Origin of the sequence: Nocardia vulneris, assembly GCF_001613425.1 — a bacterium.
Classification (GTDB): domain Bacteria; phylum Actinomycetota; class Actinomycetes; order Mycobacteriales; family Mycobacteriaceae; genus Nocardia; species Nocardia vulneris.
Map to the genome: position 1 here is coordinate 67481 of NZ_BDCI01000047.1, position 25745 is coordinate 93225.

General features: G+C 66.1%; 25 protein-coding genes. 14 read left to right on the forward strand and 11 right to left on the reverse strand.

What is annotated here, in order from left to right; all coding sequences use genetic code 11:
* Positions 1–95: 95 nt before the first annotated feature.
* Positions 96–1232 carry an alkaline phosphatase PhoX gene (locus tag NVU01S_RS38225; RefSeq protein ID WP_043677920.1) on the reverse strand — a complete coding sequence of 379 codons (1137 nt, stop codon included), beginning with the start codon at positions 1230–1232 and terminating at the stop codon, positions 96–98.
* 280 nt (positions 1233–1512) lie between these two features.
* On the opposite strand from NVU01S_RS38225, the gene NVU01S_RS38230 reads away from it, so the two are divergent.
* Complete coding sequence (locus NVU01S_RS38230) at positions 1513–1824, forward strand: hypothetical protein (protein ID WP_156161821.1); 312 nt, start codon at positions 1513–1515, stop codon at positions 1822–1824.
* 279 nt (positions 1825–2103) lie between these two features.
* The gene (locus tag NVU01S_RS38235) at positions 2104–2439 is read left to right on the forward strand and encodes a histone-like nucleoid-structuring protein Lsr2 (protein ID WP_043677863.1); all 336 of its coding nucleotides are present in this window, start codon (positions 2104–2106) and stop codon (positions 2437–2439) included.
* 341 nt (positions 2440–2780) lie between these two features.
* On the opposite strand, the gene NVU01S_RS38240 is transcribed toward NVU01S_RS38235, so the two are convergent.
* Positions 2781–3608 carry a helix-turn-helix domain-containing protein gene (locus NVU01S_RS38240; RefSeq protein WP_209444855.1) on the reverse strand — a complete coding sequence of 276 codons (828 nt, stop codon included), beginning with the start codon at positions 3606–3608 and terminating at the stop codon, positions 2781–2783.
* 116 nt (positions 3609–3724) lie between these two features.
* Between NVU01S_RS38240 and NVU01S_RS38245 the strand changes: the two genes are divergently transcribed.
* Both NVU01S_RS38245 and NVU01S_RS38250 read left to right on the forward strand, forming a co-directional pair.
* A complete protein-coding gene (locus NVU01S_RS38245; protein ID WP_052281101.1) occupies positions 3725–4645 on the forward strand; it encodes an NmrA family NAD(P)-binding protein in 921 nt (306 codons plus the stop codon).
* A gap of 188 nt (positions 4646–4833) precedes the next feature.
* Positions 4834–5367 (forward strand): GNAT family N-acetyltransferase, encoded by a 534-nt coding sequence (locus tag NVU01S_RS38250; RefSeq protein ID WP_082032309.1) that lies wholly within the window; start codon positions 4834–4836, stop codon positions 5365–5367.
* Between the two features lie 169 nt (positions 5368–5536).
* Here NVU01S_RS38250 and NVU01S_RS38255 read toward each other — a convergent pair whose 3' ends face one another.
* Positions 5537–6187 carry a hypothetical protein gene (locus tag NVU01S_RS38255; protein ID WP_156161822.1) on the reverse strand — a complete coding sequence of 217 codons (651 nt, stop codon included), beginning with the start codon at positions 6185–6187 and terminating at the stop codon, positions 5537–5539.
* A 388-nt stretch (positions 6188–6575) separates the two neighbouring features.
* Here NVU01S_RS38255 and NVU01S_RS38260 point away from each other — a divergent pair, with 388 nt between their 5' ends.
* The 4 genes from NVU01S_RS38260 (at position 6576) to NVU01S_RS38275 (ending at position 9058) form a co-directional block, all read left to right on the forward strand.
* A complete protein-coding gene (locus NVU01S_RS38260) occupies positions 6576–7151 on the forward strand; it encodes a recombinase family protein (protein WP_043677867.1) in 576 nt (191 codons plus the stop codon).
* A 24-nt stretch (positions 7152–7175) separates the two neighbouring features.
* On the forward strand, positions 7176–7865 hold the full coding sequence (locus NVU01S_RS38265; RefSeq protein WP_063048230.1) for a PAS and ANTAR domain-containing protein: 690 nt from the start codon (positions 7176–7178) through the stop codon (positions 7863–7865).
* A gap of 166 nt (positions 7866–8031) precedes the next feature.
* On the forward strand, positions 8032–8346 hold the full coding sequence (locus NVU01S_RS38270; protein WP_052281102.1) for a DUF6412 domain-containing protein: 315 nt from the start codon (positions 8032–8034) through the stop codon (positions 8344–8346).
* A gap of 301 nt (positions 8347–8647) precedes the next feature.
* Positions 8648–9058: a hypothetical protein gene (locus tag NVU01S_RS38275; RefSeq protein WP_043677870.1), complete on the forward strand. Its 411-nt coding sequence runs from the start codon at positions 8648–8650 to the stop codon at positions 9056–9058.
* A gap of 77 nt (positions 9059–9135) precedes the next feature.
* On the opposite strand, the gene NVU01S_RS38280 is transcribed toward NVU01S_RS38275, so the two are convergent.
* Positions 9136–9669: a hypothetical protein gene (locus tag NVU01S_RS38280; RefSeq protein ID WP_209444856.1), complete on the reverse strand. Its 534-nt coding sequence runs from the start codon at positions 9667–9669 to the stop codon at positions 9136–9138.
* Between NVU01S_RS38280 and NVU01S_RS38285 the strand changes: the two genes are divergently transcribed.
* Positions 9655–9963, forward strand: a complete 309-nt coding sequence (locus NVU01S_RS38285; protein WP_209444857.1) for a TetR/AcrR family transcriptional regulator — start codon at positions 9655–9657, stop codon at positions 9961–9963. The genes NVU01S_RS38280 and NVU01S_RS38285 overlap by 15 nt on opposite strands.
* Positions 9964–10033: 70 nt before the next feature.
* Positions 10034–10594: a hypothetical protein gene (locus NVU01S_RS38290; protein WP_043677872.1), complete on the forward strand. Its 561-nt coding sequence runs from the start codon at positions 10034–10036 to the stop codon at positions 10592–10594.
* 74 nt (positions 10595–10668) lie between these two features.
* On the opposite strand, the gene NVU01S_RS38295 is transcribed toward NVU01S_RS38290, so the two are convergent.
* Positions 10669–11274, reverse strand: coding sequence for a TetR family transcriptional regulator (locus NVU01S_RS38295; protein WP_307684837.1), 606 nt, complete (start codon positions 11272–11274; stop codon positions 10669–10671).
* Positions 11275–11334: 60 nt separating this feature from the next.
* Between NVU01S_RS38295 and NVU01S_RS38300 the strand changes: the two genes are divergently transcribed.
* Positions 11335–12267, forward strand: coding sequence for an SDR family oxidoreductase (locus NVU01S_RS38300; protein ID WP_043677875.1), 933 nt, complete (start codon positions 11335–11337; stop codon positions 12265–12267).
* Positions 12268–12317: 50 nt separating this feature from the next.
* Here the strand turns inward: NVU01S_RS38300 and NVU01S_RS38305 are convergent, their stop codons facing one another.
* The 3 genes from NVU01S_RS38305 to NVU01S_RS38315 all read right to left on the reverse strand — a co-directional run bounded on the left by NVU01S_RS38305 (position 12318) and on the right by NVU01S_RS38315 (position 15975).
* Positions 12318–12908 (reverse strand): hypothetical protein, encoded by a 591-nt coding sequence (locus tag NVU01S_RS38305; RefSeq protein WP_156161823.1) that lies wholly within the window; start codon positions 12906–12908, stop codon positions 12318–12320.
* 592 nt (positions 12909–13500) lie between these two features.
* Positions 13501–14367: an alpha/beta fold hydrolase gene (locus NVU01S_RS38310; protein ID WP_082032251.1), complete on the reverse strand. Its 867-nt coding sequence runs from the start codon at positions 14365–14367 to the stop codon at positions 13501–13503.
* A 420-nt stretch (positions 14368–14787) separates the two neighbouring features.
* Positions 14788–15975 carry an alanine--tRNA ligase-related protein gene (locus NVU01S_RS38315; protein ID WP_082032252.1) on the reverse strand — a complete coding sequence of 396 codons (1188 nt, stop codon included), beginning with the start codon at positions 15973–15975 and terminating at the stop codon, positions 14788–14790.
* An 841-nt stretch (positions 15976–16816) separates the two neighbouring features.
* Between NVU01S_RS38315 and NVU01S_RS38320 the strand changes: the two genes are divergently transcribed.
* On the forward strand, positions 16817–17464 hold the full coding sequence (locus NVU01S_RS38320) for a TetR/AcrR family transcriptional regulator (RefSeq protein WP_043676791.1): 648 nt from the start codon (positions 16817–16819) through the stop codon (positions 17462–17464).
* Positions 17465–17515: 51 nt separating this feature from the next.
* On the opposite strand, the gene NVU01S_RS38325 is transcribed toward NVU01S_RS38320, so the two are convergent.
* Positions 17516–18301, reverse strand: coding sequence for an SDR family NAD(P)-dependent oxidoreductase (locus NVU01S_RS38325; RefSeq protein WP_063776016.1), 786 nt, complete (start codon positions 18299–18301; stop codon positions 17516–17518).
* Positions 18302–19414: 1113 nt separating this feature from the next.
* Between NVU01S_RS38325 and NVU01S_RS38330 the strand changes: the two genes are divergently transcribed.
* Positions 19415–19960, forward strand: coding sequence for a hypothetical protein (locus NVU01S_RS38330; RefSeq protein WP_043676792.1), 546 nt, complete (start codon positions 19415–19417; stop codon positions 19958–19960).
* Positions 19923–24311, forward strand: a complete 4389-nt coding sequence (locus NVU01S_RS38335; RefSeq protein ID WP_043676793.1) for an AAA family ATPase — start codon at positions 19923–19925, stop codon at positions 24309–24311. Before NVU01S_RS38330 ends, NVU01S_RS38335 begins: the two co-directional genes overlap by 38 nt.
* Positions 24312–24380: 69 nt before the next feature.
* On the opposite strand, the gene NVU01S_RS38340 is transcribed toward NVU01S_RS38335, so the two are convergent.
* Entirely contained in the window at positions 24381–24818 is a 438-nt protein-coding gene (locus NVU01S_RS38340) for a hypothetical protein (protein WP_043676794.1), read from the reverse strand.
* Positions 24819–24927: 109 nt separating this feature from the next.
* Positions 24928–25638: a hypothetical protein gene (locus tag NVU01S_RS38345; protein WP_156161777.1), complete on the reverse strand. Its 711-nt coding sequence runs from the start codon at positions 25636–25638 to the stop codon at positions 24928–24930.
* Positions 25639–25745 lie beyond the last annotated feature (107 nt).

The window sequence follows — 25745 nt, forward strand, 5'->3', positions numbered from 1 at the left end:
CCGGGTGCCGGTCGACCGCATGCTGCGGGGCTCGCCGAGATACCGACCCGCCGGTTGTGCGCCGTCCGATCGAACCGGCGCGGGTGATGCCACCGTCAGCGCCGGAAGGGGCCGGTCACCTCGTAGGTGATGCCGTCGCTGTTCGAGCCGCGGGTGCCGCGCTGGGAGGAGAAATAGAGGCGGTTGCCCGGCGGGTTGAAGGCCGGTCCGGTGATCTCGGATCGGCTGGACTTGTCCACCTGGAGGAACGGGGCGACCACGCCGCCGGAAATGATGCAGATCTGCATATCGCCACCGTCCTCGGCGACGAACAGGTCACCGTTGGCCGCGCCGGTCACGTTGTCCACTCCCGACAGCGGCGCACCGCCACCCGGTTCGTAGATGATCGAAAGCTGTTCGCTCGCAGCCTCATACGCCCAGACCCGGTTGTCGCCCTTGGTGGTGAACCAGCATGTTCCGGCTGCGTAGTAGCACCCTTCGCCGCCGTTGAACGGCTTCGACTCGGGTACCTGCCGCCGCGTCGGCGTGGACGCCCCCGACCGGTCCGGGATTTCTCGCCAGCTCACGGTGCCGTCGTTGTCGACGAGCACCTCGAGTTTGCCTGCGGCGAGGTCGGGCCAGACCGTGGGAACGAAACGATAGAACCGGCCGTCGGAGCGGTCCTCGGTCATGTACACGACGCGGCGTTCCGGGTCGACCGCGCACGCCTCATGGGTGAACAATCCCATCTCGGGTCTGCGCACCGCGGGCTCGACGCCCCAAGGGTCGGTTTCGAACACCGCGCCCCGCTCGACCTCTTCGCAGGACAACCAGGTGTGCCACGGCGTGGCGCCGCCTGCGCAGTTGCGGTTGGTCCGGGACAGCGTGCGGTGCGCGCCGACGATCGACCCGTCCGCGGCGAACTTGATCGCACCGACCCCTCCGGTGGCGTCGATCTCGCTGTTGGACACGTAGATCCAGCCCGACCCGTCGGCGAAACAGGCACCGCCGTCCGGCGCGGCATGCCAGGTGTAGCTCGACGAGGCCACCTGCCTGCCCGACCGGGCGACGATCCGGCTCGTGAAGCCCTTCGGCAGGAAAAGGCCGTTGGCGTCCGGCCGCTTCGCCAACGGCCCGTACGGGGATTGTCCGGCCTCGGCGCCAGCGCTGAAGGCCGCGAGCCAGGACGCGCCACCGAACGCGGCGGCGGATCCACCGACCACACCCACCCGCAGAAAATTACGACGACGCACGACCGTCCTCCAACGCGAACGCGGCCCGGCGGGGCCGGTAAGTGCGGTCACCCACGAATCCACGGCGCCGTGACGATCCATGCACGGTTGACCAGGTCGCCCACGATTATGCTGGCCCGCAATCTTTTTCGCATCCCCAGTTGCCGGTGCGGGCGATCGGCGGGACCGGTACCCCCTGAAATACGGGTCTGCAGAGAAACTCTCACATACTGGTACGGTCACGCGACCGTCGACCTGGGAGCAACAAGTGAGTGACCGCGTTTCACCCCGGTGGTGGAAATTGACCACCGTTGCGATTGCCGTTGCGGCAGTTGCGGTCTGCCTCGCAATGCTGTGGGGTGAGATGTCGCGAGAGTCACTTCGCTACACGCTCGGCATGTCGGCGTTGCTCTTGGCTGTCGGCGTGGCCTGCTTGGTGACCGGTTTGGTCGGCGCCTTGCGCTATCACACTTGGCGGTTGAGTCTCATCGCTCCGGCGGTGGCGATACTGAGCATCGCCTACTTCCCGGACAGCCCTCCGGTCGCCAGCAGTCCCGAGGACAGCTACACACACTTCGAAGGTCCCTGGTACCGCTTTTACGACGGCTTCTGAGCGCGCGCCCCGCACCGCAACCCGATCGGGTCGGATGATCAGGCGGAACCGACGGGACAGAGTGCACTCGTCGGGTTGGCGAAAGGGTGTGTGATGGGCGAAGGCTCGGCTGCGTAGGCGGTGCGTCACCAGATCCGGCGGCCGGCTGTTCCGGCGACGATCACGTGCTCGGCAATTTCGGGCGTTCGTCGGCGTGCCTGGCGCGCGGCGTGCTGGATTCTGCTCGTGTTCGGATTAGGCTGGCGTTTCCCGGTTTCGGACTGAACAGAAGGAGTTGTTGTGGCGCGCAAGGTGACTGTCGAACTCGTGGACGACTTCGACGGCGAATCCACAGCCGAAGATACCGTCCGGTTCGGCATCGACGGGGTCGACTACGAGATCGACCTGTCGGCGAAGAACGCGGACAAGTTGCGTGCGGCACTGGCACCTTGGATCGAGGCGGCTCGCCGGGTCGGCCGGGCGCCGCGGGGTAAAGAGGGCAAGGGGCGCTCGGTGCGCGATCGTGAGCAGACCGCCGCGATCCGGGAGTGGGCGCGACAGAACGGCGTCGAGGTGTCGAGCCGTGGCCGGATCGCCGCCGAGGTCGTAGCCGCCTACGAGAAAGCGGCCGCCTAGCCCGGGGGCGAGTTCGCATACGGTCCGGCTGCGCGCGAACGCGCACCCGACTGAGTCAGCGCACTCGACAACCAACGCCACCGAGTACGGGCGCAAATTCGTGGCTCGACTCGCAGGCGACCTCCCCGACGCGGACGGTCGATCGACAGTGCAGTGGGTGGCCGCAGCGGAGACCGTCAGCGAAGACCACATCGTCTACGGATCCGACTGGTGTGTTCCGCATCCGCAGTCGCTGGCCCGCCGCATCCAAGGTCTGCGGGCCACGACCGCGCTTTCGCCGACTGCCCGAACCAGGGCGCGTGACCGCGCCCGCGAGCTTTTCCCGCCGAGCCTACGAGCGCTCACCTGTAAGGCGTTGCGGTTGCCGACTCTGCGAGCTTTCGTACACCGTGTTCAGAGCCCGGCTCGGCTTGGTAGATCCACAGCTGCAGCTCGGGATGATCGGGAAGGGTCAGCACGTGCTGCTGCAGCGTGAGCCTGCCTACGACCGGGTGGTGAAAGTGTTTGATGGCGCTGCCTTTTCGGTGAATATCGTGGCGGGCCCACAGCTGACGGAAGGTGTCGCTGCGTAGCGATAGTTCTCCGATCAGTTCGATCATCTGCGGCGCCTGCGGTTGGGGTCCGGCGGCGGCCCGCAGCGTCGCGACGGTGCATTGGGCGAGCTGGTCGGGATCGTCGATGAAGCCGGTTATCGCGTCGTCGAGGAAGGCCATCCGTGCCAGGTTGTCCCGCAACGGTATTCCGGCGTAGAGGGCATCGGCGGGCCGGTTGCGGGCTGTCACCGCCATCCAGGGCGTGACGAGCATCGCGGGCGTGGTGATCTGGTTCAGCAGGCTCGCCAATGCGCGATCGATGGTTCCGCGATCCTGGTCGGTCCGCCTCGCGGGTTCGTCTGGAGCGGCGAGAGCGCGGAGGTAGGTGTGGGCGTCGTAGTCGAGCCGTAGTACTCGGGCCAGCGCGTCCAGGACCTGAGTCGACGGGTGTTTCTCGCGACCCTGCTCGAGGTGCACGTAATAGTCGGTGCTGATATCGGCGAGTAGGGCAACCTCTTCCCGGCGCAGGCCCGGGACTTGCCGTGCGGCACCGGGAACGAGCCCGACTTGCTCCGGGCGCACGAGCGCGCGCCGCGCGCGCAGGAATTCGGCCAGGGCACCCGGTTTCTCCACCACTGTGTCCAGAGTAAGGATGCCCGCAGATTCGGGGTGGGTGCGTCAGCACTACCCCGCTGCCACGGATCGCTCCTACCGTCGGCGACGTCGAGAAGACCCGTCAGGAAGGGAGACCGATGTTCGTGGTAACCGGAGCGACCGGACGTACCGGGCGTGTGGTGGTCGAGGAGCTACTACGAGCGGACCGCGCCGTGCGCGCGATCGGACGCAGTCACGAAGGGTTGGCGCCGCTGGAAGCTGTTGGTGCGCAGGCGTTCGTGGCAGATCCGGCAGACCGAGCGGCACTCGCCGACGCATTCGACGGTGCCGAGGGGGTCTACGTGATGGTGCAGCCCAATTACATCCCCGACAGCCCCGACTTTCTGGCACACCAGCGTTCCATCGTCGACGCCGTCAGCGCGGCGCTCGCCAGTGCGGAAGTCGGGCGTGTGGTGACCTTGAGCAGCTGGGGCGCGGACAAACCAGCGGGCACCGGCCCGGTCGCCGGACTGCACTACCTCGAGCGACAGATCGATACCCTCGACGCGATAGTGACGCACCTGCGGCCCGGTTACTTCATGGAGAACCTGCTCGGTCAGGTCGAGACCATCCGCAGCGCCGGGGTCATCGCCGCTCCGTTCGATCCCGATGTCGCGATGCCCTTCATCAGCACCGCCGACATCGGCCGGGCCGCCGCGCACAGCTTGCGCACCCTGACCTCCGCGTCGGAGATTCTCGAACTGCACGGTGCACGCGATCTGAGCATGTCCGAGGTCACCGAGGTCATCGGCCGGGTCGCTGCTCTGCCACACCTGCGCTACGTGCACCAGCCGATCGCGGAATTCGCCGCAGCTCAGCGGCGCGCCGGAGTGTCAGCGAATGTCACCGGTCTCATGGTCGAGGTCGTGCACGCGATCAATTCCGGGCACACCGCGACACTGCAACCCCGTTCGCCCCGCACCACCACCCCGACCAGCATCGAAACATTTGTCGCCGCAACGCTTCTGCCGCGGCTGCAGGCAGCACTCGCCACCGTCGAGCGCCGCCTGGGTCGGTAGCAATGGCGAATTGCGCGCGTTGTCCACTCCCGTCTTTGCCACCCACCACGCCGAAGATCCGCGTGCGGCCGTCAGCGTCGGCAATTCGGTAGCCGATGAACCAGCGGCCGGCCACCAACTCCTGACCACGGGTATACCTGGATGCGATCACGGAGACACGAGAAACGTCACGATGAGAGGTACGAATGGTGACCATCGAGATGGTACCGACCGAGTCCGCGGACGATACCGCGCTGGTCGCCGAGTTGACCGATCTGGTAAATCGGGTGTACGAGGTAGCCGAAGAAGGCTTGTGGCGTGACGGCGCCAGCCGCACAACGACATCCGAGCTGGCGGGGTTGATCACCGCCGCGGAGATCGCCGTGGCGCGCGAGGAGGGCGGCCGAATCATCGGCGCCGTCCGCATCCAGCAATTACCCGACGGCATAGGCGAATTCGGCATGCTGGTGTGCGCGCCCGAACACCGTGGCACGGGAATCGGCCGGGCCCTGGTCGATTTCGCCGAGCGTCACTGTGTCGAGCAGGGTGCGCGGACGATGCAACTGGAGCTTCTGGTGCCCCGCAACTGGACGCATCCGGTAAAGGAGTTCTCGCACGGCTGGTATCAGCGTCTCGGGTACGTCCTCGAACGCAAAGGCGAGTTGGAGGAGAGCTACCCCGATCTGGTGCCGCTGCTCGCCACCCCTTGCGATTTCCTCATCTTCCACAAGCCGATGCGCTGACTCGCGGCACCCCTTCGCGCGTGCCACGCAGTTCCTGAAACTCCCTGCCGGACACGCGATCAGGTCAGGTAGCAGACTTTCGCTACCCGTAACACTTTCAAGCCCGAACCTCGCAGCGCAACACGACGAGAGCCGACGCTACCGCGGCAGGTTGCGACCGTTGCGCTTGCTATGGGTACAACACGGCAGCCACGGAGGTCCGGGCGGAGTCGAAGGTCGTCGTCAGGGTCTTCCCGCCGTGCAAGTCGGTGACGCTGATCATGCTGTCACCGGTGAAGGATATCTTTGCGGGACAAGGCCCTTCGTACTCGACCCACACCAGCGCCTGCCTGCTGAACAGCCCACCGCGCTCGCGAAGCCATACCCGGCAACCGAAGTCGAAATCTTGATAAGGCACCACGACCGCTTCGTGGCGACCGTCGGGGCTCAGCACGATGTCCTGCACGTCGCCGTCCTCAGCAGACCAGGCCGCTACGAACGACGTCAACATCCACAGCGGTAGCGTCACCAGCGTCACAACGGCAACAAAGGTTCGCCACACCCACTTCGGGTACCGAGTCAGGCCAGGGGCGCAGGCAAAACAGAGCACCACGGCAGTCGTCCAGAATATCGGGACCGCGCTGAACGGGATAACGCCGAGCCGGTAATAGCGGACTGCCAGACCCTCCGGTCCGGCAACCAACCATGTCGCGATCGCGGCGGCGAAAAGCACTGGGATGGTGAGCAATCCGACGAGCCGCACTCGGCTCGTCGGCCGATCTACCCGGCGCGCGCCCGTGCCCGATGTGGGCGGCTGCTCTTCGAATATCTTCTCGGTCAACGATTTATCCACTCGCGCAATCTGTTTCCGAGCTCCTCGTGTCCGGAGGCGGGCCGCCAGCCTATCAGCGTCTGTCTGCTGTCCACGAGCCCCGAAAACCCTGGGAAACCCTCCTGCACCGCCTGGCGAAATTGTTCAGACCGCCGTGATCTCTTTCCACAGAGATGCGAGCACGATCCAGCTCGACGTCGGATACCGCGGATCCGTTCTGGTCCGCGACGACCGCCGCGACCAGGCGATCCTGCGCGCCGACGACCGCGCGACCGACGCAACCGAACACCAACACCGGTGTGGTAACCCCTCGCGTTTGCCGATGAAGTGTTCGGGAACTCGTTCGTCAACCGATAGAGCCGTATCGAACGGGTTCGCGAACGATGGGAGAGGTTGCATGGCGCTGGTAGGGCTGGTGCGGGTGAACGCCACCCGGCAGGAGACCCAACGCCAGCACGACGACCTCGACCCGATCTGTGTGAAGGTGTTCGAGGAGCAGATCAGTGGCAAGCTGCGCGTGACCGACCGCCCCGCGCTGTCCGCCGCACTGGAGTACCTGCGTCCGGGCGACATGCTCACCGTGCAGGAGGCCGCCCGCCTCGGCCGCAATCTGCACGAGGGTTTGATCGTGCTCAACGACCTGTTCCAGCAAGGTATTTCGGTGAAGATCCTCGAGGGCATCGCCGTCGGAGAGCACACGAAGCGCAGCCTGATCCTGGACCTGGCGCTCGCCCTGGCCGAGGACCGGCGTCGCGACATCGTCCGCAAGACCCGCGACGGCCTGCAAGCCGCGCGCCGCCAAGGCCGTACCGGCGGGCGGCCCCGGGTCGTAGACGACGACAAACGCCGCGCCATCCTGGCTCGCCGCGCCGAAGGCCAGTCGCTGCGGGAGATCTCCCGAGGTGTCGGCGTCAGCCTCGCTGTCGTCCACGGAGAAGTCAAAGCCGCCCGGCTCGACCCTGACGAGCACTGATTCGAGACAGGAAAGGGAACAGTCATGTCACAAACGCCGGCCGAGGGCCTTCGCGTACCGGCAGCCGCACGCGCCGCTGGTACGGGCCCGTCGACGGGCAGTTTCCGGTTCTGGTTCGCCACCCGACGCTGGGAGTGGTCACCGGAGGTGTATCGGATGCACGGCTACACACCCGGAGAGATCGAGCCGACGACCGAACTTCTGCTCGCGCACAAACACCCTGACGACCGCGAGCACGTGGCCGCGGCGATCTCCCGCTCGATCGAGCAAGGTGAGCCGTTCTCGAGCAGGCACCGGTTCATCGACATCACCGGCGGCGAGCACGAAGTGATGGTCGTAGCCGACCGCATCTACGACGGCGACACCGCGGTGGGCACCGTCGGTTTCTACATCGACCTCTCGGGCACGCTGGCCGAGAACCGCCGCGTCGCCCTGAACGAACGACTGCCCGAGATCCTCGAAGCGCGCTCGGTGATCGAGCAAGCCAAGGGCGTGCTCATGCGCATGTACCGGATCAACGCCGAGCAAGCGTTCAACGTGCTGGCCTGGCGATCCCAGGAGAGCAACGTCAAACTCCACATCCTCGCCCAGCAACTACTCACCGAGATCCCCACCCTGCCACCAGCTTCGCCCGGAGTCGTATCGGCCTTCGACCACATGCTGCTGACCCTGCACGAACGCATCCCCCACCACAGCGACAGCACTCCTGGATAACACACTTCAGCAACGCAGTGTGTGACTTCGACTGTGCCCATTGCAGTTTCGGTACGGTGTGGCGGACCGGCCGGGGGCGCCCGAGTCCAGCCGGCAACGATCGCGCCGCCAATCGGCGGCCCTGAGCCCCAGTCCGCCCGCCTCGGCGGTGCGCTAGGCTCACAGCGTGTTCACTCGGGCCCAGTTGCTGGCGTTTGCGGTTTTCGCAGCTCTTCTGCCCGCGTTGACCCTGTTCACGCTGCCCGATCGGCCACTGTCCTTCGCGCTGGTCGGCGTCATCGCCGCGTCACTGTTCATGGCGCTGGCGTCCATCCAGACGACCCGTCGGATACTGCTACCGGCCACCCGCTCCGACTCGCCGGCCTCGGCGCAGCAACGACGGCGCGGGTCTTTCCTGCGCCAGAGCAATCCTGACACTGCGGGCCGCCCGCGCCCCCGAGCACCGGGTATCGCCGACGCCCTGACGATCGTCTCGGCGTAGGCCCCGAGTCGAAACGACTCGCCGAATCCTGCGTCGGCTCCGCCCCTTTGATGAGGCGCGCCGAACCAATCCGTGCCCGTTGACGCGTCGTACCCAAACCCCCGCTGTGCCGGCGGTCGTCAGGAGGCGGGCTGCGCCCAGACACACTTCGACGTCGAGGGTGGCCTTGAACTCCGGCGTTTCGCCGCAAAGGACGGCAGCGGGGGTACCCGCCGACATTCTCGAGATCTGTAAGGACTTTCTGTTGAATAGAACTGCACAGCACCCAGCACAACCCCCATCAAGCGGTGCCACCGCGACCATGGCCGGCATCCTCGCGATACTCGGCGCCCTGCGTGACGCGTTCGGATTGTTCGGACTCATCGTATTTTTCGCGATCCCGATCTTCACTCCCCCATTCGAGTACGGCTCGTCCTTCGCCATACTCCAACTACGGCTGATCGTGGCGGCGGCGTGCGCGATACTGCTGCTGACCGGCGGTATCCTGATGCTTACCCGCAAGCAGGTCGCCCGTGTCCTGCTCGGAGTGGGTGGCGTGGGCACCCTGCTCCAGTCGATGGTCATCACCAGCGTCGAGAGCAACACGATCACGGTGAATACGAATCTCGACGCGGTATCGGCCGTCGGCATCGTAGTGAATATCGTGATGCTCGTGTTGACGTTCCTGCCCAGCACAGCCCGCTGGTTGACTTATCGGCCGATCTCCCGCTGACGCCAGATCACTGTCGATTTCCGGTCATTCGGCGGAGCAGTCCCATCACGGGGTGTGGAGCATTCGCCGGCTCCGGTTCAGCCGCCCAGCTCGACCGCGCGACGTAGATCCTCGACGTAGATCTCGGGCTGTTCCCAGGCCGAGAAGTGGCCGCCGGCAGGGTGTTCCAGGTACTCGCACACATTGAGGAATACCTCGGCGTAGCTGCGCGGCTCCGGTTTGGTGTCGCGCGCGAACACCGAAAGCACGGTCGGTGTGTCGATCCGGTCCGGGAGGGCGACAGGTTCGACATAGGTGGCGAACGAGGTGCCGATCGTGCCGGTGACCCAATAGGCGGTGACCCAGGTGAGTAGCTCGTCCGGCGTGAAAGCCGAATCATCGGACCAGGACTCCAGTTTTTCGACAATCCATGCCGCGAGGCCTGCGGGTGAATCGCCGAGGGCGACGGCGAGCGTGTTCGGTCGCGTCGACTGCTCGGCGATGTACCCGCCTTCTGTCCGGAACCACTGCGCACAGCGGGCGAGGTACGCCACGGCATCAGGGGCCAGCTCCACCGGATCCGCCGAAAATGCGTGCTGCGGAGCGATATTCGTGAGGTGCAGCGCGGCCACCCGGTCCGGGTGTGCGGCCGCGGTGAGTTCCGCGACGGTGCCGCCGACATCGAACGCCCGCAGGCGGCGGAGGCGCTGGCCGCCTTCCTCGACATGAATTCGCTGGAACCGCTGCACCGCTACTTACGCGAGAGCGGCCTCGACGACGCGGACGCCCACAGCCGAGCCGCCGCGATCGACGCCTTCGTCCTCGGCGTCTCGACCCGCCGCCGAGTCCTGCGTTCCGAACTCGATGCCCCCGCCGACCTCGAGGCCTGGCTCGGCGCCACTATCCAACGCCTCGCCGACGGGTGACTTCACAGGTCGCGACATTCCCCAGATGGGTGCATTGACGCGGTTTGTCACCGCGGCGGAGCCTGGTCGCATGAACTCCAAGCCGCTTCTGCTCGGCGCTGTCGCCGCCGCTCTCTTGATTCCTGCGGCGCCCGCGAGCGCCGCCGAACCCATCTATTCCTCAGGGACTTTCGCGCCCTGGCGCGACGGCGCGGATGCCGTCACCTACGACCAGAAACTTGCCCCCGCCGGCAGTCGTGCCATGGTCGTCGCCGTCGGCGACGACGAAAAGACCACGGCCATCCTGCTTGTCAGTGGGCTGCTCCCCAACCGCGTCTACGGCTCGCACGCGCACCTGAAGCCGTGTGGCGCCAAGCCCGCCGACTCCGGTTTCCACTACCAGAATGTGCAGGACCCGAACGCCAAGGACACGATGTCCATGGACGCGCGATATGCCAACCCGCAGAACGAACTCTGGCTCGACTTCACCACCGACAAAGACGGCAAGGCCGCCCAGGTCTCCACCGTGAAATGGCCCTTCCGCAAGGGCCAACCCGCTTCGATTGTCTTGCACGAGAAGAGAACCGACACCACCGACGGCAACGCCGGCATGGCCGGCGCGAGGGTCGCCTGCCTGAGTGTCCGCCGCTAGTCGCTCGTTCACCGCCTCGTGCGTTCAGGCCAACTACTCGGATACGAATCAGGTTGCGCTCCAGCGGATCTCAGTCAACGCGAACCGGCGTCGACCGTTGATGTGAGAGCCTCGAGTTCGAGGTAGACCTCGTCGACGACTTGCGCGAATTGCCGTGCCGGCGTTTCGTGGATCCATCGCGTGAAGGCCACCTCGAAGACGGCGATCGCTGTCCGGGCGGCCAATTCGGCGGTCGCCGGGGCGACACCCCGCGCGCCGAGCGTCTGCGTGAGGGCGTCGGCCAGCATCGCCATCTTGAGCAGTTCCCGCTCGCGCAGTTCGGCATTCGCGGTGATGACCTGATTACGCATCCGCGGGCCGGCGGTCTCATCCTCGAAGAACGCACCGGCCGCCGCGATGGCCTCGACGACCGCAGCCAGCGGCGTGACATTCTCGGGCACGGCCTCGAGCGCGGCGATCAGTGTCGCGGTCAGACGCTCCTGCCCCCAGAACAGCACCTCGCGTTTATCGGTGAACTGCCGGTAGAACGTCCGTTGCGTCACGCCGGCCCGCGCGGCGATATCGGCGACGGTCGTCTGGTCGAAGCCGCGTTCCACGAACAACTCCAACGCGGCGGCGATCAGCCGACCCTGCGAATCCGGCACCCATCGACCCATAAGCCAGATCTTACGTGATGACATAGTGTGACATCACTGCTAGCCTCGTGATGTCACACTATGACATCACGAGGAGAGAATCGCATGCGCGTTTTCATCACCGGAGCGTCCGGCTGGATCGGCTCTGCACTGGTCACCGAACTCATCGAGCACGGCCACACCGTCGTCGGCCTCGCACGTTCACCGCAGTCGGCCGACGCGCTGACCGCGCTCGGCGCCGATGTCGTCCGCGGCACCATCGACGACCTGGACCTCCTACAGGCCACGACTGTCGCCAGTGACGGCGTCGCCCACCTCGCGTTCAAACACGACATCGCTTTCACCGGCGGATTCGCACAGGCCGCAACGGCTGACCGCGCCGTCATCGATGCCGTAGGCGAAGCGCTGGCGGGCTCGGGCAAGCCGTTCTCTGTCGCTTCAGGCCTTTTGGGCGTGGCGCCAGGCACGGTGGCGACCGAGCGGGACGGTCACGAGGTGAGCATCGTTGCACCAGGGCATCCCGCGGCCGCGCCCATGATGCGCCGCGCCAACGCCGAGGCCACGTTGGCGCTCGCTTCGCGGGGGATCCGCTCGTCGGTTGTGCGTCTCGCCCCGAGCGTCCACGGAGAACGGGACCAGGGATTCATGGCTTCGATCGCCGGCATTGCCCGGGACAAAGGTTTTTCCGGATTCCTCGGCGACGGCTCGAACCGCTGGCCCGCGATCCACCGCTCCGACGCCGCCGTCTTGTTCCGTCTCGCACTCGAACAAGCCCCCGGCGGATCCACCCTGCACGGATGCAGCGAGCAAGGGGTTCCGATCCGGACCGTCGCCGAAGCATTCGGCAGTCAGCTCGATTTACCGGTCAAGGAAGTGGCCCCCGAGGACGCGGCGACTCATTTCAGCTGGTTGGCAGAATTCATCGGCCTGGATGCCGCAGCGTCGAACACGCGAACCCGGGAACTGCTGGATTGGGAACCGACCGGCCCCGGACTCATCGATGATATCGACGCCGGCTACTACACCACGCCCAGGTAAATCCAACTTGCGCCGGACCTTATTGATGCAGAAGCCCACCTGCGACCCGGTCAGCGAGTCCCGAGGGCAGGAAGTTCCCTGATTCCGATCTCGAATCCGGGCACCGGAGTTCCGATGTCGCCGCGATACTGGGCGATCGGCCCTTCCAAGACGAAGGCGATGGGTACCTTCCGCTGCCGAGCGGTCAGCCCGAGGTGCCCTAGCCCCAAATAGACGCCAGGGCTGAGAGTTCGCAGTTCGTCGACGGCGCGCAAGGCCCCGAGAGGAGACCGGAAGGCACCATAAACGAGCTGAAAAGCGGGTCGGGCATCGTACCTGGAGGGTGCGACGAGTGTGCGCATCGGATACAGCCGGGTGGGCCGACCCAGCACTGTCATCGCGTTGTATCCGATGCCCTGCGTCGCCGTTTCGGGCCGAAATGCCTTGGCGTGCCAATGATGTATCGGCACGGAGACCCCGAGGCGGGCAACGAACTCGACCAACCGGCTATCGGCATGGACCATCGTGCGAACGTATTCGCCGTCGAGTTCGGAAATCTGCGGTGCTTCCAGCGACCGGAACTTCTCGATGATTTCACTTAGCGGCAAGCCGTCCAGCCGTCTGCCGGCGGCGCCGTCTTGCGGTGAAGTGGAGACTTCCATGTTCAACCCTCCCGTGTGAACGATGATTGAAATGTAATCACCGTTCACAGTATCCGCAAGAGCCTGCACGCCGTCGACACCCCCGATTCGCCAGGACGCCGTCGAGGCGTCAGCCGATCGGCGGTGGAGCCGGCGCGGTCAGGAACCGAACGCCTCCAGGACCGCCAGCAGTGTCGACGCCTGGTGATTACCACCGAAAGTCGTTGTGCCCCGCCATCGAAACCGTCGCGGTGCACCTCCGAATGAGTGCCGGATCAGCGTGACAATTCGGGCTGGAGCATGGTCACACAAAGGGGCCGCTGCGTCGCCGCGCCCGTGCAGGCGGGCGCGGCGACGACCAGCGTGAGCCCGGCAACACGAAAGGGCTCGCCGACGAGCTACCCACACCTCAGCACGTCAAACAAACGGCCCGCAGGCCCGTCTGAGCGGGCCGAGATGATTCAGCGCGTCGCCCGCCTCGGACGGACCATCCGCAATCGGATATTTCACGACGGTTGTTGTACCGCAACCTATTTCATCGACTCAGTGATTGCGTCGCAGCCGTGCACTCCCGCGACGTCCCTCGGTCCTGTTCCGGTTCGCTGTCGCCATATCAGGTCGGCGAGTCCGTTCGCCGGAGGTGTTCGAGGACGAGGCTGCGGACAGGCTCGACGTCGGCCAGGAGACCGTGCCCCGCGCCGGGAAGGATCACCGTGTGCGCCCCGGCGCGCCGCGCGGCTTCCGCGGCCACCGCCGAATCGTGCACCTGGCTCGCGCCGGCCAGGGCGACGAGAGTCGGGACCGGCAGGTGCGGCAGCGCGTCCGGCAGGTGCGGGTGAACGATCGGTGAGGCCGGAAAGTGCGCGGCTCCGTGCGCGAGCAGGTCCAGATATGCCTCTACATGTGCCGGTCCGCTACCGGGGGCGCCCGGTGTCAGCATCGCGCGGGCATCCTCGAAAGTCGGGTGCGGGTCGCGGTTGCGGCCGAACTCCTCGAATTCGGGACTGAGCCCGGCGAAGACCAGCGGCGGATCGAGCAGGACCAGCCGCCGCACCCGTTCGGGATGGGCGAGCGCGAACCGGAACGCGAGGTGCCCGCCCAGCGACTGACCGCACAGGTCGGCGGCGGGGAGCTCGAGCAGATCGAACGTTTCCGCGAGCCAATCCACGAGATCGTCCATGCTGGTCAAGGGCGCGCCGGTGTGTCGGCTGCGGCCCGGCTCGCCGATGGTGTCCACCGCCCGCACGTGATGCTCCTCGGCCAGCGAACCTACTACCGGATACCACATTCCGGCTGTCCCGCTATATCCGTGGAGCAGGACCAGCGACCGCGCCGCCGTCGGACCTGCAGACGTGACTCGTGTCGTGCCGTACCGACCCGGGAGATCTACCGTCTCGGCCGGTACCGGCCAAGATGACATCACCGTGTCGTAGGCCGCGAAGTAGGCTTTCTCCAGCTCAGGGGTGGCGAAAGCAGTCATCGCGCACTCCCCGACTCGACACTGCTGCGCTCGCCCACAAGGGGACGGGCATGCGGCGCGGCGCAAACCTCCGCTCGGCTCGGGCGGTCCCCAGTGGGTGCTTCGACGGGCTTCGACCGACTGGTCATTCTCACCACTCCTTTTCCAAGTCAACTGTATTATGTCAGCTGTATTGAAAAAGGGGAACAGGTCGGGTGCCGAAACACGCGAGCTCTCACGAAGTGCGTTGCGGACCGCCAACGGTGAGCTTGCCCTCGAACCAAGCCCAGTTTCGCGAGCGCGTGCTGAGAGCGCGTCGTGAAACGCCTTCCGACAAGCCGTTCGAGCTCGGCACCGGCATTAGGTGCCGATCGTCGTCGAGCGTTGACCGCTACGGCGGATCACCGTCCACCTCCCTGCTGACGACCTTCTCTACCCGTGTCAACCGACATCGGCTCCAGTGTTCAGGTACACCAACAGATCACGGGGCAGGCCGTGGGTGTCGTGCAGATAGCGGTAATCGTCTTCGGTCAGGGGGCGTCCGTTGAAACGGCTGCGGGACAGTACCTTTCGTCCGCGCTGGAGCATTCGGTCGAATTTGCGTTCCTCGTCGAGAAGTATGGCGCGCACTTCGCGGGGGTGGACGGATTGCCGGAAGTGCTCGAGGGTGTGTTCGACCAGCTCTATCGGCAGGTCAGACAAGGTCCGGGTCGGATCGTCGCGCCACAGCGTGGTCAGGGTGCGGCGGATCAAACGGCGGAGTACGTGACCGCGGCCGGACGGGGACGGGGTGACCAGATCGCCGAGGACGACGATGCTCGATCGCAGATGGTCCGAGAGCAATCGCAGCGACCGTTCGTCCAGCGGGCCCCAGAGTCGGGGCAGGGCGGTCCGCCAAGGTTGGAAAACGTCGATCTCGAAGACGGACTGCGTGTTTCGCAGGATGCGCACCAGCCGTTCCAGGCCCAGCCCGGTGTCGATGCCAGGCCGGCGCAAGGGTTCGAGGCTGCCGTCGGGATGCCGGACGTATCGCATCATGACGTGATTCCACACCTCCACCCACCGTTCATCGGATGTCGGTGTGCCTCGCGGCATTTCGTCTCCCGTCCAGACGAAGATCTCGGAATCGGGTCCGCAGAGTCCGGTCGGACCGTTGGACCACCAGTTCTCGTCAATGGTCGGTTCGACCGGCAACCCCAGTTCATCGCATGTGCGCCACGACTGATGGTCAGGCTCGACGTGTTCGTCACCGCCGAACACCGTGACGTGCATCCGGCCGGGATCGATGCCGAACCCGTCGCGCAGCAGCTCGAATCCCCAACGCAGGCTTTGCGGTCCGTCGTAGTCGCCGAGCGACCAAGACCCGAGCATCTCGAACACGGTGAGATGGGTGTCGTCGCCGACCTCCTCGAGATCGGTGGTGCGCAGGCAGCGTTGCAGCCCGGTGAGCCGCCGGCCCAGCGGGTGGGGGTTACCCATGAGATAGGGGGTCAGCGGGTGCATCCCGGAGGTGGTGAACAGCACCGGATCCCCCGGCGCGGGAATGAGCGATCCGCCCGGCGTGAGTTCGTGCCCACGTTCGCGGAAGAAGTCGAGGAAGGTTCGAACAGTCTGTTCTGTCGTGATCACGGTGGTTGCTCCATCGGTGGGAATCGACCGGAAGCGACCGCAGATGGCAAGTCCTGCAACAAGACCCACGCGTGCCAGCGGACCGTTTCCGGTCAGCTGACATGGGGAGAAGGTCAGGCGGCAGCGACCGGCGAGCTCAGAGCTCGTGCGGCCGCGGCAGCGATTCGCGAATTGACCTTCATGGACGCACTGTAACAACCGGACCGTGCAGAGCACGACCGAATATCGGCCGGTGAAGTGATCGGCACCTACGCCGATATGAGCTGCACCGACTTGCCCCAGAGGAGCGGCCGACCACCCACGCCGACCATGCCAAGCCAGCGGACTACCCCGTAGTCCCGCCGACACCAGCCGTACATTCGTTTCTTCTCCCCCGAGACCATTGCCCCATCTTGCGTATCCCCGCATTCTGCCGCGCACGTCATCGCCCCGGTCCGCACTCAGACTTTCCGTAGAATGCGCGGAAGTCTCATGGGTATTGTGAGCTGTTCGATGACATCATCGAATTCGGCCGCCGCGCACCTTCATCCGTCCGCTTCTATTTCGATGGGACGTTTCTCTATCCCCGAACGGCATTGTCACCAGCGTCCGACAAGTTCGCACATCGGACTGATACGCTTCTTCTCGTAGAAAACATTCCGGCGGACACCGCCGCAGGCGGCAGGAGACGACACCGAATGAGGCCGACATCAGCTAGACGCCAACGAGAGTGGCGTGCGCCGACATCGGCCGGCGGCCGCACTGCCTCAGGTCACTGAACCTGCGATCCCGGCACGTTCACGTCAGCCCGCCTTCCGCTTATCATGAATGAATTAACGTAACTGAGAGTAAATCGGACCATATGGCAGACGTCAATCGCTTGCAGCGCACCTACCGCTCCCCGGTGCGCGAGGAGGCTGCGCGGCGCACCCGAGACATCGTGGTGCGAGCCGCGATGCAGGTGTTCGCGGAACGCGGATACGCCGGCGCCACCATTGACCAGATAGCGACCTATGCCGGCGTCTCCCGTCCGACGGTGTTCGCCGCGGGGAATAAAGCACAATTGTTCGCGCTCGCCCGCCAATACGTAGACAACGACGGTGATGTCACCGAAGCCGATTCGACGATGGCGCAGATCCTCACGATCGACGACCCCCGTCGGCTGCTCGAGCGGTTCGCCACGCACACGGCCGCGATCATGCGGCGAGCGCGGCCGTTGCAGGCAGTACTGGAGCAGGCCGCAGGCACCGATCCCGAGCTGGCGGAACTCCTGAAATCGACGCAGCAGCAACTCCTCGAGACGGCCGGTAGCGTCGTGGCCGCCGTCGCGGCGGCCCGATCGTTGCGCCGGGGGATTTCACGCCGCACGGCCACCGACGTGCTCTGGTTGCAACTCCAGTACACGAACTATCAGCGCCTGGTCGACGAACGCGGCTGGAGTCACCGGGAATTCGAGCGGTGGCACGCTACGGCGATGATCGCCGCCCTGCTCGAACCGAGCCACGAATAGCCATCCGCGCCGCCGCTGCAGGCCATCGTCGCTCGGAAGCGCCGATTTACGCTATAAGGCAACACCTTTCACTGGCTCCGTAAAACCAGCCGACGGACGGCGCTCCGCCGCGCCCGCTTCGCCATTCATGGTCAACAACGCACCGTGCACATGAGCGGCCCGGTGAGAGACGAGAAACCGGATGGCTTCCGCAACCTCCGCAGGCCCGCTATCATCCTGCGGTAACTCGCCCGGACGCAGCGTCCGGGGCGGAGCGAACAAGTCGCCGGGATCCACGAAATTGACCCGAACCCCACTCGGCCCGTACTCGTCCGACCACGACCTGGTCAACTCGACGAGCGCCGCCCGCGCCGCCCGAGCCCAGCCATTATCCGGCTTACCCGCCCGAGCACCGAACCCGCCGACGTTGACGATCGCCCCCGCGCCGCGTGCGGCCATCGATGGGGCGAGCGCCCCCGCCAACAGCAAAGGCATCCGCACATTCAGATTGAACACGATGTCGAACACGTCCTCGGTCGATCCGTAATCGACTTCCCCGGCGTTGTTGACCAGCACCTGCACCGGAACACCCGACAACAATCGGTCCATCTCCCCGATCAACCGAGGCGCGGCCGCAGGATCCCAGAGATCTGCCACCAGATCGACCGCCCGTCCCCCGGACCACTCGATCAATTTGCAGGTCTCCGCCACGCCGGTGCCGTCGTGACCGCAAGCCAGCACCGAGTATCCATCCTCGGCCAGCCGCAATGCGGCCTCCCGCCCGATGCCACCCGCCGAACCGGCCACCACTGCCCACCCACCCCGCTTCCGATTATCCCCCACCAAGGCTTCAGCCATCCGACGTCATCTCCTTTTTGCTTGCGTCGCTTGGTGACTCCGTCCGCCACCGCCGGCGGCACATGTGCGCGAAGGCTGGGGTAGGAGAACAGGTCCACGTCATGAATGTTGCATCGTTAATATTAACCTGTCAACACTTGAAGTAGCCCTAGGCATACAAGACGCACCACCAGCCGCGCAGGCGCTCAACAACAGTATTATCGTATTATCATTCTGGAATCGTGCCCCCGCTCGTCCTCGACCCTCCGCGAAGTGAATCCGCCCCGCGATCACGATCGTGCGGTTCATGGACCCTTTCCCAGGACTTGCGATGCGCGTGCACCACACACGCACTAGAGCGAAACTGGCCGATGACGCGGCCTGCGATCGCGTGCCGAGATCGAGACAAGAAGCGAGATCGCCGACGCACCGGACACGTTGTTCGGCGCGCTACGCAGGTCCAGCCGCACAGGACGCCGAGCCGTCCCGGTGATCCGGCGACACCTGGCTAAACGACGCGGGTGAGCACCGAAAACGCCGGCGCGCCATACCGCCCGGCCCAGCGACTCCGCACGCGAAGCAGCCTGCCGACAGCCAGCGGGCACACTGTGATTACTACAGCCCGGAGAGAACAAGTCTCGGCGAACCCGGCGACCCACGGCCCGTCCCGACAAACAGCTCGACACGACGCACATCGCGGCGACGATGTCGATCCCGCCGCGCTCGGGCCGACCGCTCGATCTCATCACTCCATCGATAGCGCGCCAAGACTTGACCAACGGTATTATCGTAATACCAACTCGGGTTCGCGCGAGGCCTGCGGCGGGACGCATGCAGGGCGGATCGTCGCCCGGCTACCGACTCCGCGGCCGAGCACTTCCCCTCACCGAACACGAACGAGGCCGAACTCGTACAGGCACTCACCGCACACCACACATGGACCCCGAGGTTCGGACGTTTACATCGGTCTTGAAAATTACACTTTACCCGAAGTAATCTCAATCGTGTGAACCGGCTGGTATCAACAACTTCGGCAAGCTAGAAGGATGTGTCCCACATCCTTGCGCCGCCGGCTGAAGCCAAATAGATTGCGCGCCAACGACGGGTAGCGGCCTCTCGGGTAGCATCGGCCACGTGGAGGAATTTCTGCCCCTGGCCGTGTTGGGTACGGCCGCGTTGTCCGAGGGTGTCAGGTTTCTCTACGACCAGGCCGGTGAGTTGCTCCGGCGACGACGTGCGGGTTCGGATCCGGAATCGGACCCGGGCACCGACCTCGAGACGCCGCCGGTCGTGACCGAACCCGAACAACTCCCCGCGCCGGACATGGCACAGGTGGAGCGATTCGAACCCGAACTGCGCGCTTTGCGCAGCGATCTGCATGAATACGCGGCCGGTGTGGACCCTGTCGCGCCGTCGGACGAACGCCTGCTCCACCTCGTCGACGCCCTGCGTCGCGTGCTGGAGGCGATCCACGGTACGCCGCTGGTATTCGCGGGCGAAGGGCGAGAATCGGCTCAGGTGCGCGGCAGCATCGACGCAGACCAGGTAGCAGGCTACGTGGCCGCGGTGCGCGCCGACCGCGCCGAGGGCACGATCGAGGGCCACACGCGGGTGCGCGAGGTGGCCGCGGGAGGGCAAGCCATTGGAGTCGATCTCGGAGCCGACCGCCGGGAACGGTGACCGAGGCCCACGCCCGTTCGCCGAGCTGATCCAGGACCGGGTCGGACCGGACTTCGTCGAGCGTAAATGGTTGCGGGACAGCGCAACAGCGGCAGCCGAAACCAACAGGTACGTCCTGGTGATCGGCGAGCCGGGAGCGGGCAAAACCAGCCTGCTCGCCGGATTGTCGCACGCCCATCCCGACTGGCTCCGCTACTTCATCCGCCAGGACAGCCGAATCCGGTTGGCAGGCGGGGACATCCAGTCATTTCTGCTGTCCATCGGCCACCAGCTCGCCCGCGCGCGGCCGGAGCTGTTCGAACCCGAACGCCTCTCGGTCGTCGTTCGCCAGCACATCGAGACAGTCGCGCACGGCGGTCGAGCGATCGGCATCCGCATCGAGGACCTGACCGTCTCGCCGTTCCATCGCACCGCCGTCCTCGAGGTGGAACAGCGGATCAGCAAGGTCTCGGGGACGGTGACCGGTATCGAAATCGGTTACGCCACTCTCGAACCCCGGCTGCTGGAGCCGGATAATCTGGCGCATCTGGCATTGCTCGCGCCGGCCGAAGTCCTGCTCGCTGCGGACCCGACCGCCAGGATCGTGATCGTGCTCGACGCGCTCGACGAACTGGCGGGCGACCAAGCCGCACCGAGCCTCCTGCGCTGGCTCGCCGACGGACCCGAGCTGCCACCGAACATCTGTGTCCTCATGACCTCTCGGCCGCATGCCGGGCTCGGTCAGCTGCGATCCGCGCGCGTCGGACAGCTCGCCGAGATACTCATCGATCCAGGCTCCCCGCAGGTGGCCGACGACCTCGTCGGCTACGCCCGGCGGGTGCTGAGTACCGAACCCATCGCGGCGGCCGCGCGAGCACAGGGCTACCTGCTCGATCAATTCCACCGTGACGTCGCCGACCGAGCCGGCGGAAACTTTCTCTACCTGTCCACCTATGCGCGAGCACTGACCGACGCTCTCGCCGCGGATGCGCCACAGACCGCGCGGTTGCTCGAGGTCGTCGGGCTGCCGCCCGGACTGGCGGGTCTGTACTCGTATTTCATCGACACCCTGCGCACCGACCTCACCCGGCTCGGCCTACTCGAGATCCGCGATCCGATCAGCGCCGACGACACGCTGACACCGGCCTGGGAAGGGGTGGTGCAGCCGATTCTCGGCGTGCTCGCGGTGGCCGGGGACGCGTTGACCACGGATGAACTCAGCACGCTGGCCGGTGTGCGGGTCTGGCCGAGTTCGGTACGCAGCATCCTGGCCCGGCTGCGCTGGTTGCTCGACGTCCGCGACGATCGAATCACCCTGTATCACAACTCGATCGGCGAATTCCTCACCAGCGAGCCGACCCGCCGGCAGCGCCCCGAGTACGCGGTCGACGCCCAGGAGTGGCACGAGCGCATCGTCCGCCACTACCGCGGCCGGGCCGCCTCGTGGGCCGCCGTCGACTGGGACAGTGTCGACCGTTACGGGCTCGTCCACCTCGGCAGGCACCTGGCCGGCAGCCGCGCCGCCGTCGCAGCGGAGCTGGCCGACCTCGTCTGTCCTGGGCTGCGTCGCGCCATCCGGGCTACCCTGGGCAGCGACCGTCACTTCCTCGGCCTGGTCGAGCTCGCGGCAGAGCGAGTTCTCGAAAGCCCCTCGCCGACAACGGGATTACCGGCGATCGTGTATCTGGGCGTGGTCCGTCGGCAAGCGCTGCGCTCGGTGCACGACGTGACGCCCGGCGTGCTGGGCCTGCTGGCTCGGATGGGACGCACCGAGATTGCGATCGAGCATGTGCTGGCAGTGCCGCCGTCGTATCAGCAGTTCCTGGGCATGCACGAGATCGTGCGGCACACGCCGCGAGGCGCGAGCGACGCCCGCCTGCGCGACCTGTTGGTGCAGAGCGCGTTGACGGTGCCGGCCAACGAGATCGGCACGCTGCAACCGGTCCAGTACCCGCTGCGATGGGCCGCGACGGCGATCGCGCCGTACGATCTCGACCGCGCCTTCGTGCTGTGGGAGCGGGCCCGGCGACCCGACTCCGGCTGGCGCGAGGACCATCCGCCGGACGCCCTGTATCGCGCGGCCGCGGCATCCAGTGACGGCCGCGCGGCACGAACACTCGTCGCCGCGATCCAGACCGATCGGGCAGGCGACTACCTGGATCTCGCCGCCCGCCCCGGCACCGAGGACGTGCCGGAGCTGCTTCGGCTCGCCGAGTCGAGTCTGACCGAAGCCACCACGGCGGGCCGTTTGCATTGCCGCGCCAGGCTTTTCCGGGCGTGGCTGCCGCACGAGGCGGACCGTGCCGATCGGCATCGGACGGAGCTGCTCGCGGAAGTCGAGCGGGGCAGCGACGACGCGGGCGCGCTCGGACGCGGCTTGGTCGACGCCGCCACCGAATTGGCCGACCTCGATCGGGCAACGGCTCAGCACCTGCTCGGCCGTCTCTCGACCGTCCCCGTCAACGGCCACACCGAAGAGGCATTTCTGCGAGCGGCACGCTTGCAGGCGAGATGGGGCGCGGTATTCGAGAGTGGCCGGCTGCTGAACCAGCTCTACGAGTGGAACAATTCCGTCTGGTGCCGAGTCGGACGAGCCTCGGTGGTGGCCGAGTTCGACACGGCCGACGCGGTGGGAATGATCGAGGACGCGCATGCCACGATCCCCGCACACCGGCCGGACCTGGACATCATCAGCCGAATGAACCGGGAAAGCCAATTACGTAGTATCGCATTGGGTTTCGCCGAGTTCGACCTGAGCCGAGCGTCAGCGGTAGCCAGGGAGCTGACGGAAACCACCTGGTCCCAAATGGTTACGGACCGCTACAGCGTCCTCGCTCTGCTCGCGCATCGTCACCTGGACGCCGGTGACACCGAGCAGGCGACCGCGCTGCTGCACGAATGCCTCGACCGTCCCGGCGAGGTCCGCCCGCTGGTCGACGCCCCGAAAACCGTGCCGTTCCGGCTCGCGGACAGCGAGCGGGCCGACGCGCCGGGTGCGCGCGAATTCGCCCTCATGTATTTGCACAATCACATGCGCGACTGGGCAACGCTGTGCCGCACTCGCTTCCACCGCTCACCGGGCGACGTGGTCCGCGCGCTGACACCCGGACCGAGAGCAATCGCAAACCCCTACAGCTGGGCACGCACCACCCGGGTCTTCGCTCAACACCTCGCTCGTCATGATCTGCGGCGGGCGATCGCACTGGTCGGCGCGCTGGCCGACGACGGCGAGCGGGTTGTCGGCTTGGCCACGATGTTCCAGTTCGCCGCGAGCGTCGCCGTCGACAGCACCGACGAAACAGCGAACAGCATGTGGGCGCAGTTCCGTACGGCGCTCGCCCGAATGCGGCGCTATGAATGGGTTTTCGACGACGGACTCGACGCGACTCCCTTCGCCTACGTGCGGCCGGACCATCGCACCCGGTTCGACGCCGCCTTCTGGCTCATCCCGTATGAGGCCGATTCCGCCATGGCGTTCCTGTCCCAGAGCGGTGCACGATATCTGACCGACGCCTTCGCAATGGTTTTCGGCTACGAGGGTTCGTCGGGATACATGATCAGTGCGGTGCAGGGCGGCCGACCGTTTCCGCCTTATCGGCAGCTGCACGCCGCGACGCTGTCCGTGCCCTCGGACGGAACCGGATTCGACGAGCTGCTGTGGAGCATCAGCCATGCCATGGCATGGGTCCATGAACATCTGATCATCTCGAGTACCGGACAGCCGACGCTGTCCGCGCCGATGCCACGCATCCCCGACCCGCTCTACGCCGCGCTGGTGGACCTGCTGTTCCATCCGCCGGGCAGGGCTCCTTATCGGGACTTCGCCGATCGAGTCCGCGAGCTGATGACCGGTGACCGGCTGCCCGCGGTCGCCGGTCTGGTCGCGTTCGCCGCGGGGCTGCGCCCGGCCGGGGACGCGCTTCTTCGCGAACTCGGCACGGAGATTCTCGCCGAGGCGCACCGCCGCGATCGGGCCACCCGCGTCGTCACGCTGCTCCAGTTCGCGGTATCGCCGACCTGTGCCGCGCTGGTGGACCCGGTCGAATTGCTCACGGACGCCGCCGAACTCGGTTTCGACCCGGAACTGTCGGTGTACCACGAGGTGATCACCGAACTGTTCCCCGTGCTACTGCACCGGGCTCCGGCATTGGCTTTGCGTCAGCTCTATGCCGCCCTCCGCGACAACTGGGCCCTGGCGATGGCGCTACTCGAGCGCGGCGCCGAACCGCTGCTCGCGGCCCTCGGTTTCGACGCGGTCGAAGCCCTGCATGCCGAAATCCGCCGAGCTGTGGCCTGCGTCGCCGACGACGGTACGGCGCCGGAGCTGGTGGACGGCGTGGATTTCGGGACAGCAGCGTCCGCCGCACTGTGACCGGACGCGCGCCTACCAGTCGAATCGGCAGCATTGATCGCGGGCGCGCAGGGCACAGGCGACGAGCCGCTAGGCTCGGCTCAGCCCCTCGCGGAACCATTCCGGCATGTCTTGATCCGACCGCGGAAACCACCTGTTCTCGGTGCCGAAGTGCTCAGCCGTCGGCGGTGTCGAGAAGGCTGGTAGCTGATCTCGGTTGTATCGGATGGTGAAGCGGTCGGGCGGATCCAGGATGTACTCGAACTCGATCCATGAGCCGAGTCCCTGCACGTACATTCCTTTCCGCAGTTGCTGAAACTTCCGCCAGACGTCAGGCGGGAAGGACCAGGCTCGGATCGTGCCGTCGGGCATACGCACGCCGGTATCGGATTCCGCGTGCGGCCCGATCATCTTGGCGCGCACTACAAGTCGAGTCCAGCCGATCGGCAGGGTGGGGAGCACCTCGCGCGTGATCTCGGTGAGCTTGTCGTGCTGTTCGATCGGGTCGAGCGTCGGCCAGTTCGGCATCTGGTCAATCCTCCTGCGGGAATGCGCCGTTGCGAGCGAAGACCAGCCTGCCCGCCCCCGGCGCCGCACGGCAACTCGACGCACTCCGGCCCGCCGCCGACGAGGTGGTCTACGAGTCACGCCTGCGGCGCTTCAGGCACACGCTGAAGGTGGCGGCGAAGACGACGGCGGTGCCGATGCCGGTGAGACCGGCGCCCAGGCCGAAGGATAATTCGAAAGCTCCGGTGAGGATCACGATCAGGATCAGGACGAGTCCGCAGATCCACGTGGCGAGCGCCGCGAACAGGGCGATGAGCAAGGCGGTGGCGCGGTCGCCGGCGCGGCGGGAGCGGGCGGCCTTCACGGTGACCTCGGGCAACAGCGTCCAGTCCGCGCCGCGAAACTGCGCCCACACCAAGCGGATTCGATCCACCTCCGCGTGCAGCAGCGGCTCGCTTCTGGAATCGAGATGAGGCAGCACGTATTTGCGTCCGGCGTGGTCGTAGACGACGGCGATCTCCCGAGCCACGTCGGCTTGCCCGACCGCCGCCACATTGGCTTCGATCTCGATGAGCTGGATATCGGGCCACGCGAGAACGCGGGTCTGCCACAGCGACCGGATGGTGAGCTGTCCCCGGTCGGTGATCGTCGCACTGCGCCGGTGCGCCAGGTAGGCGACGGCGATCACGGCACCGATCAGGACGACGGCACCGAGTAGGATCACGAGTGGCGAGCCCGTTCTGGACAGTTGCGCCAAGCCCGCGGCGAAGCCGATCAGCGCGAGGCTCGGCAGCGCGTATCCCACTGAACCCGCACGATATTCGCGATATATCGGTTCCATGCGAGCACGCTAGGCGCACTCGCTCCGGACCCCTCCGGAGCCGAAGTCACGACGATGGCGGCGGCCTGCCGACGCGATTGCCGGCAGGCCACCGCTGTCGCCGCCGC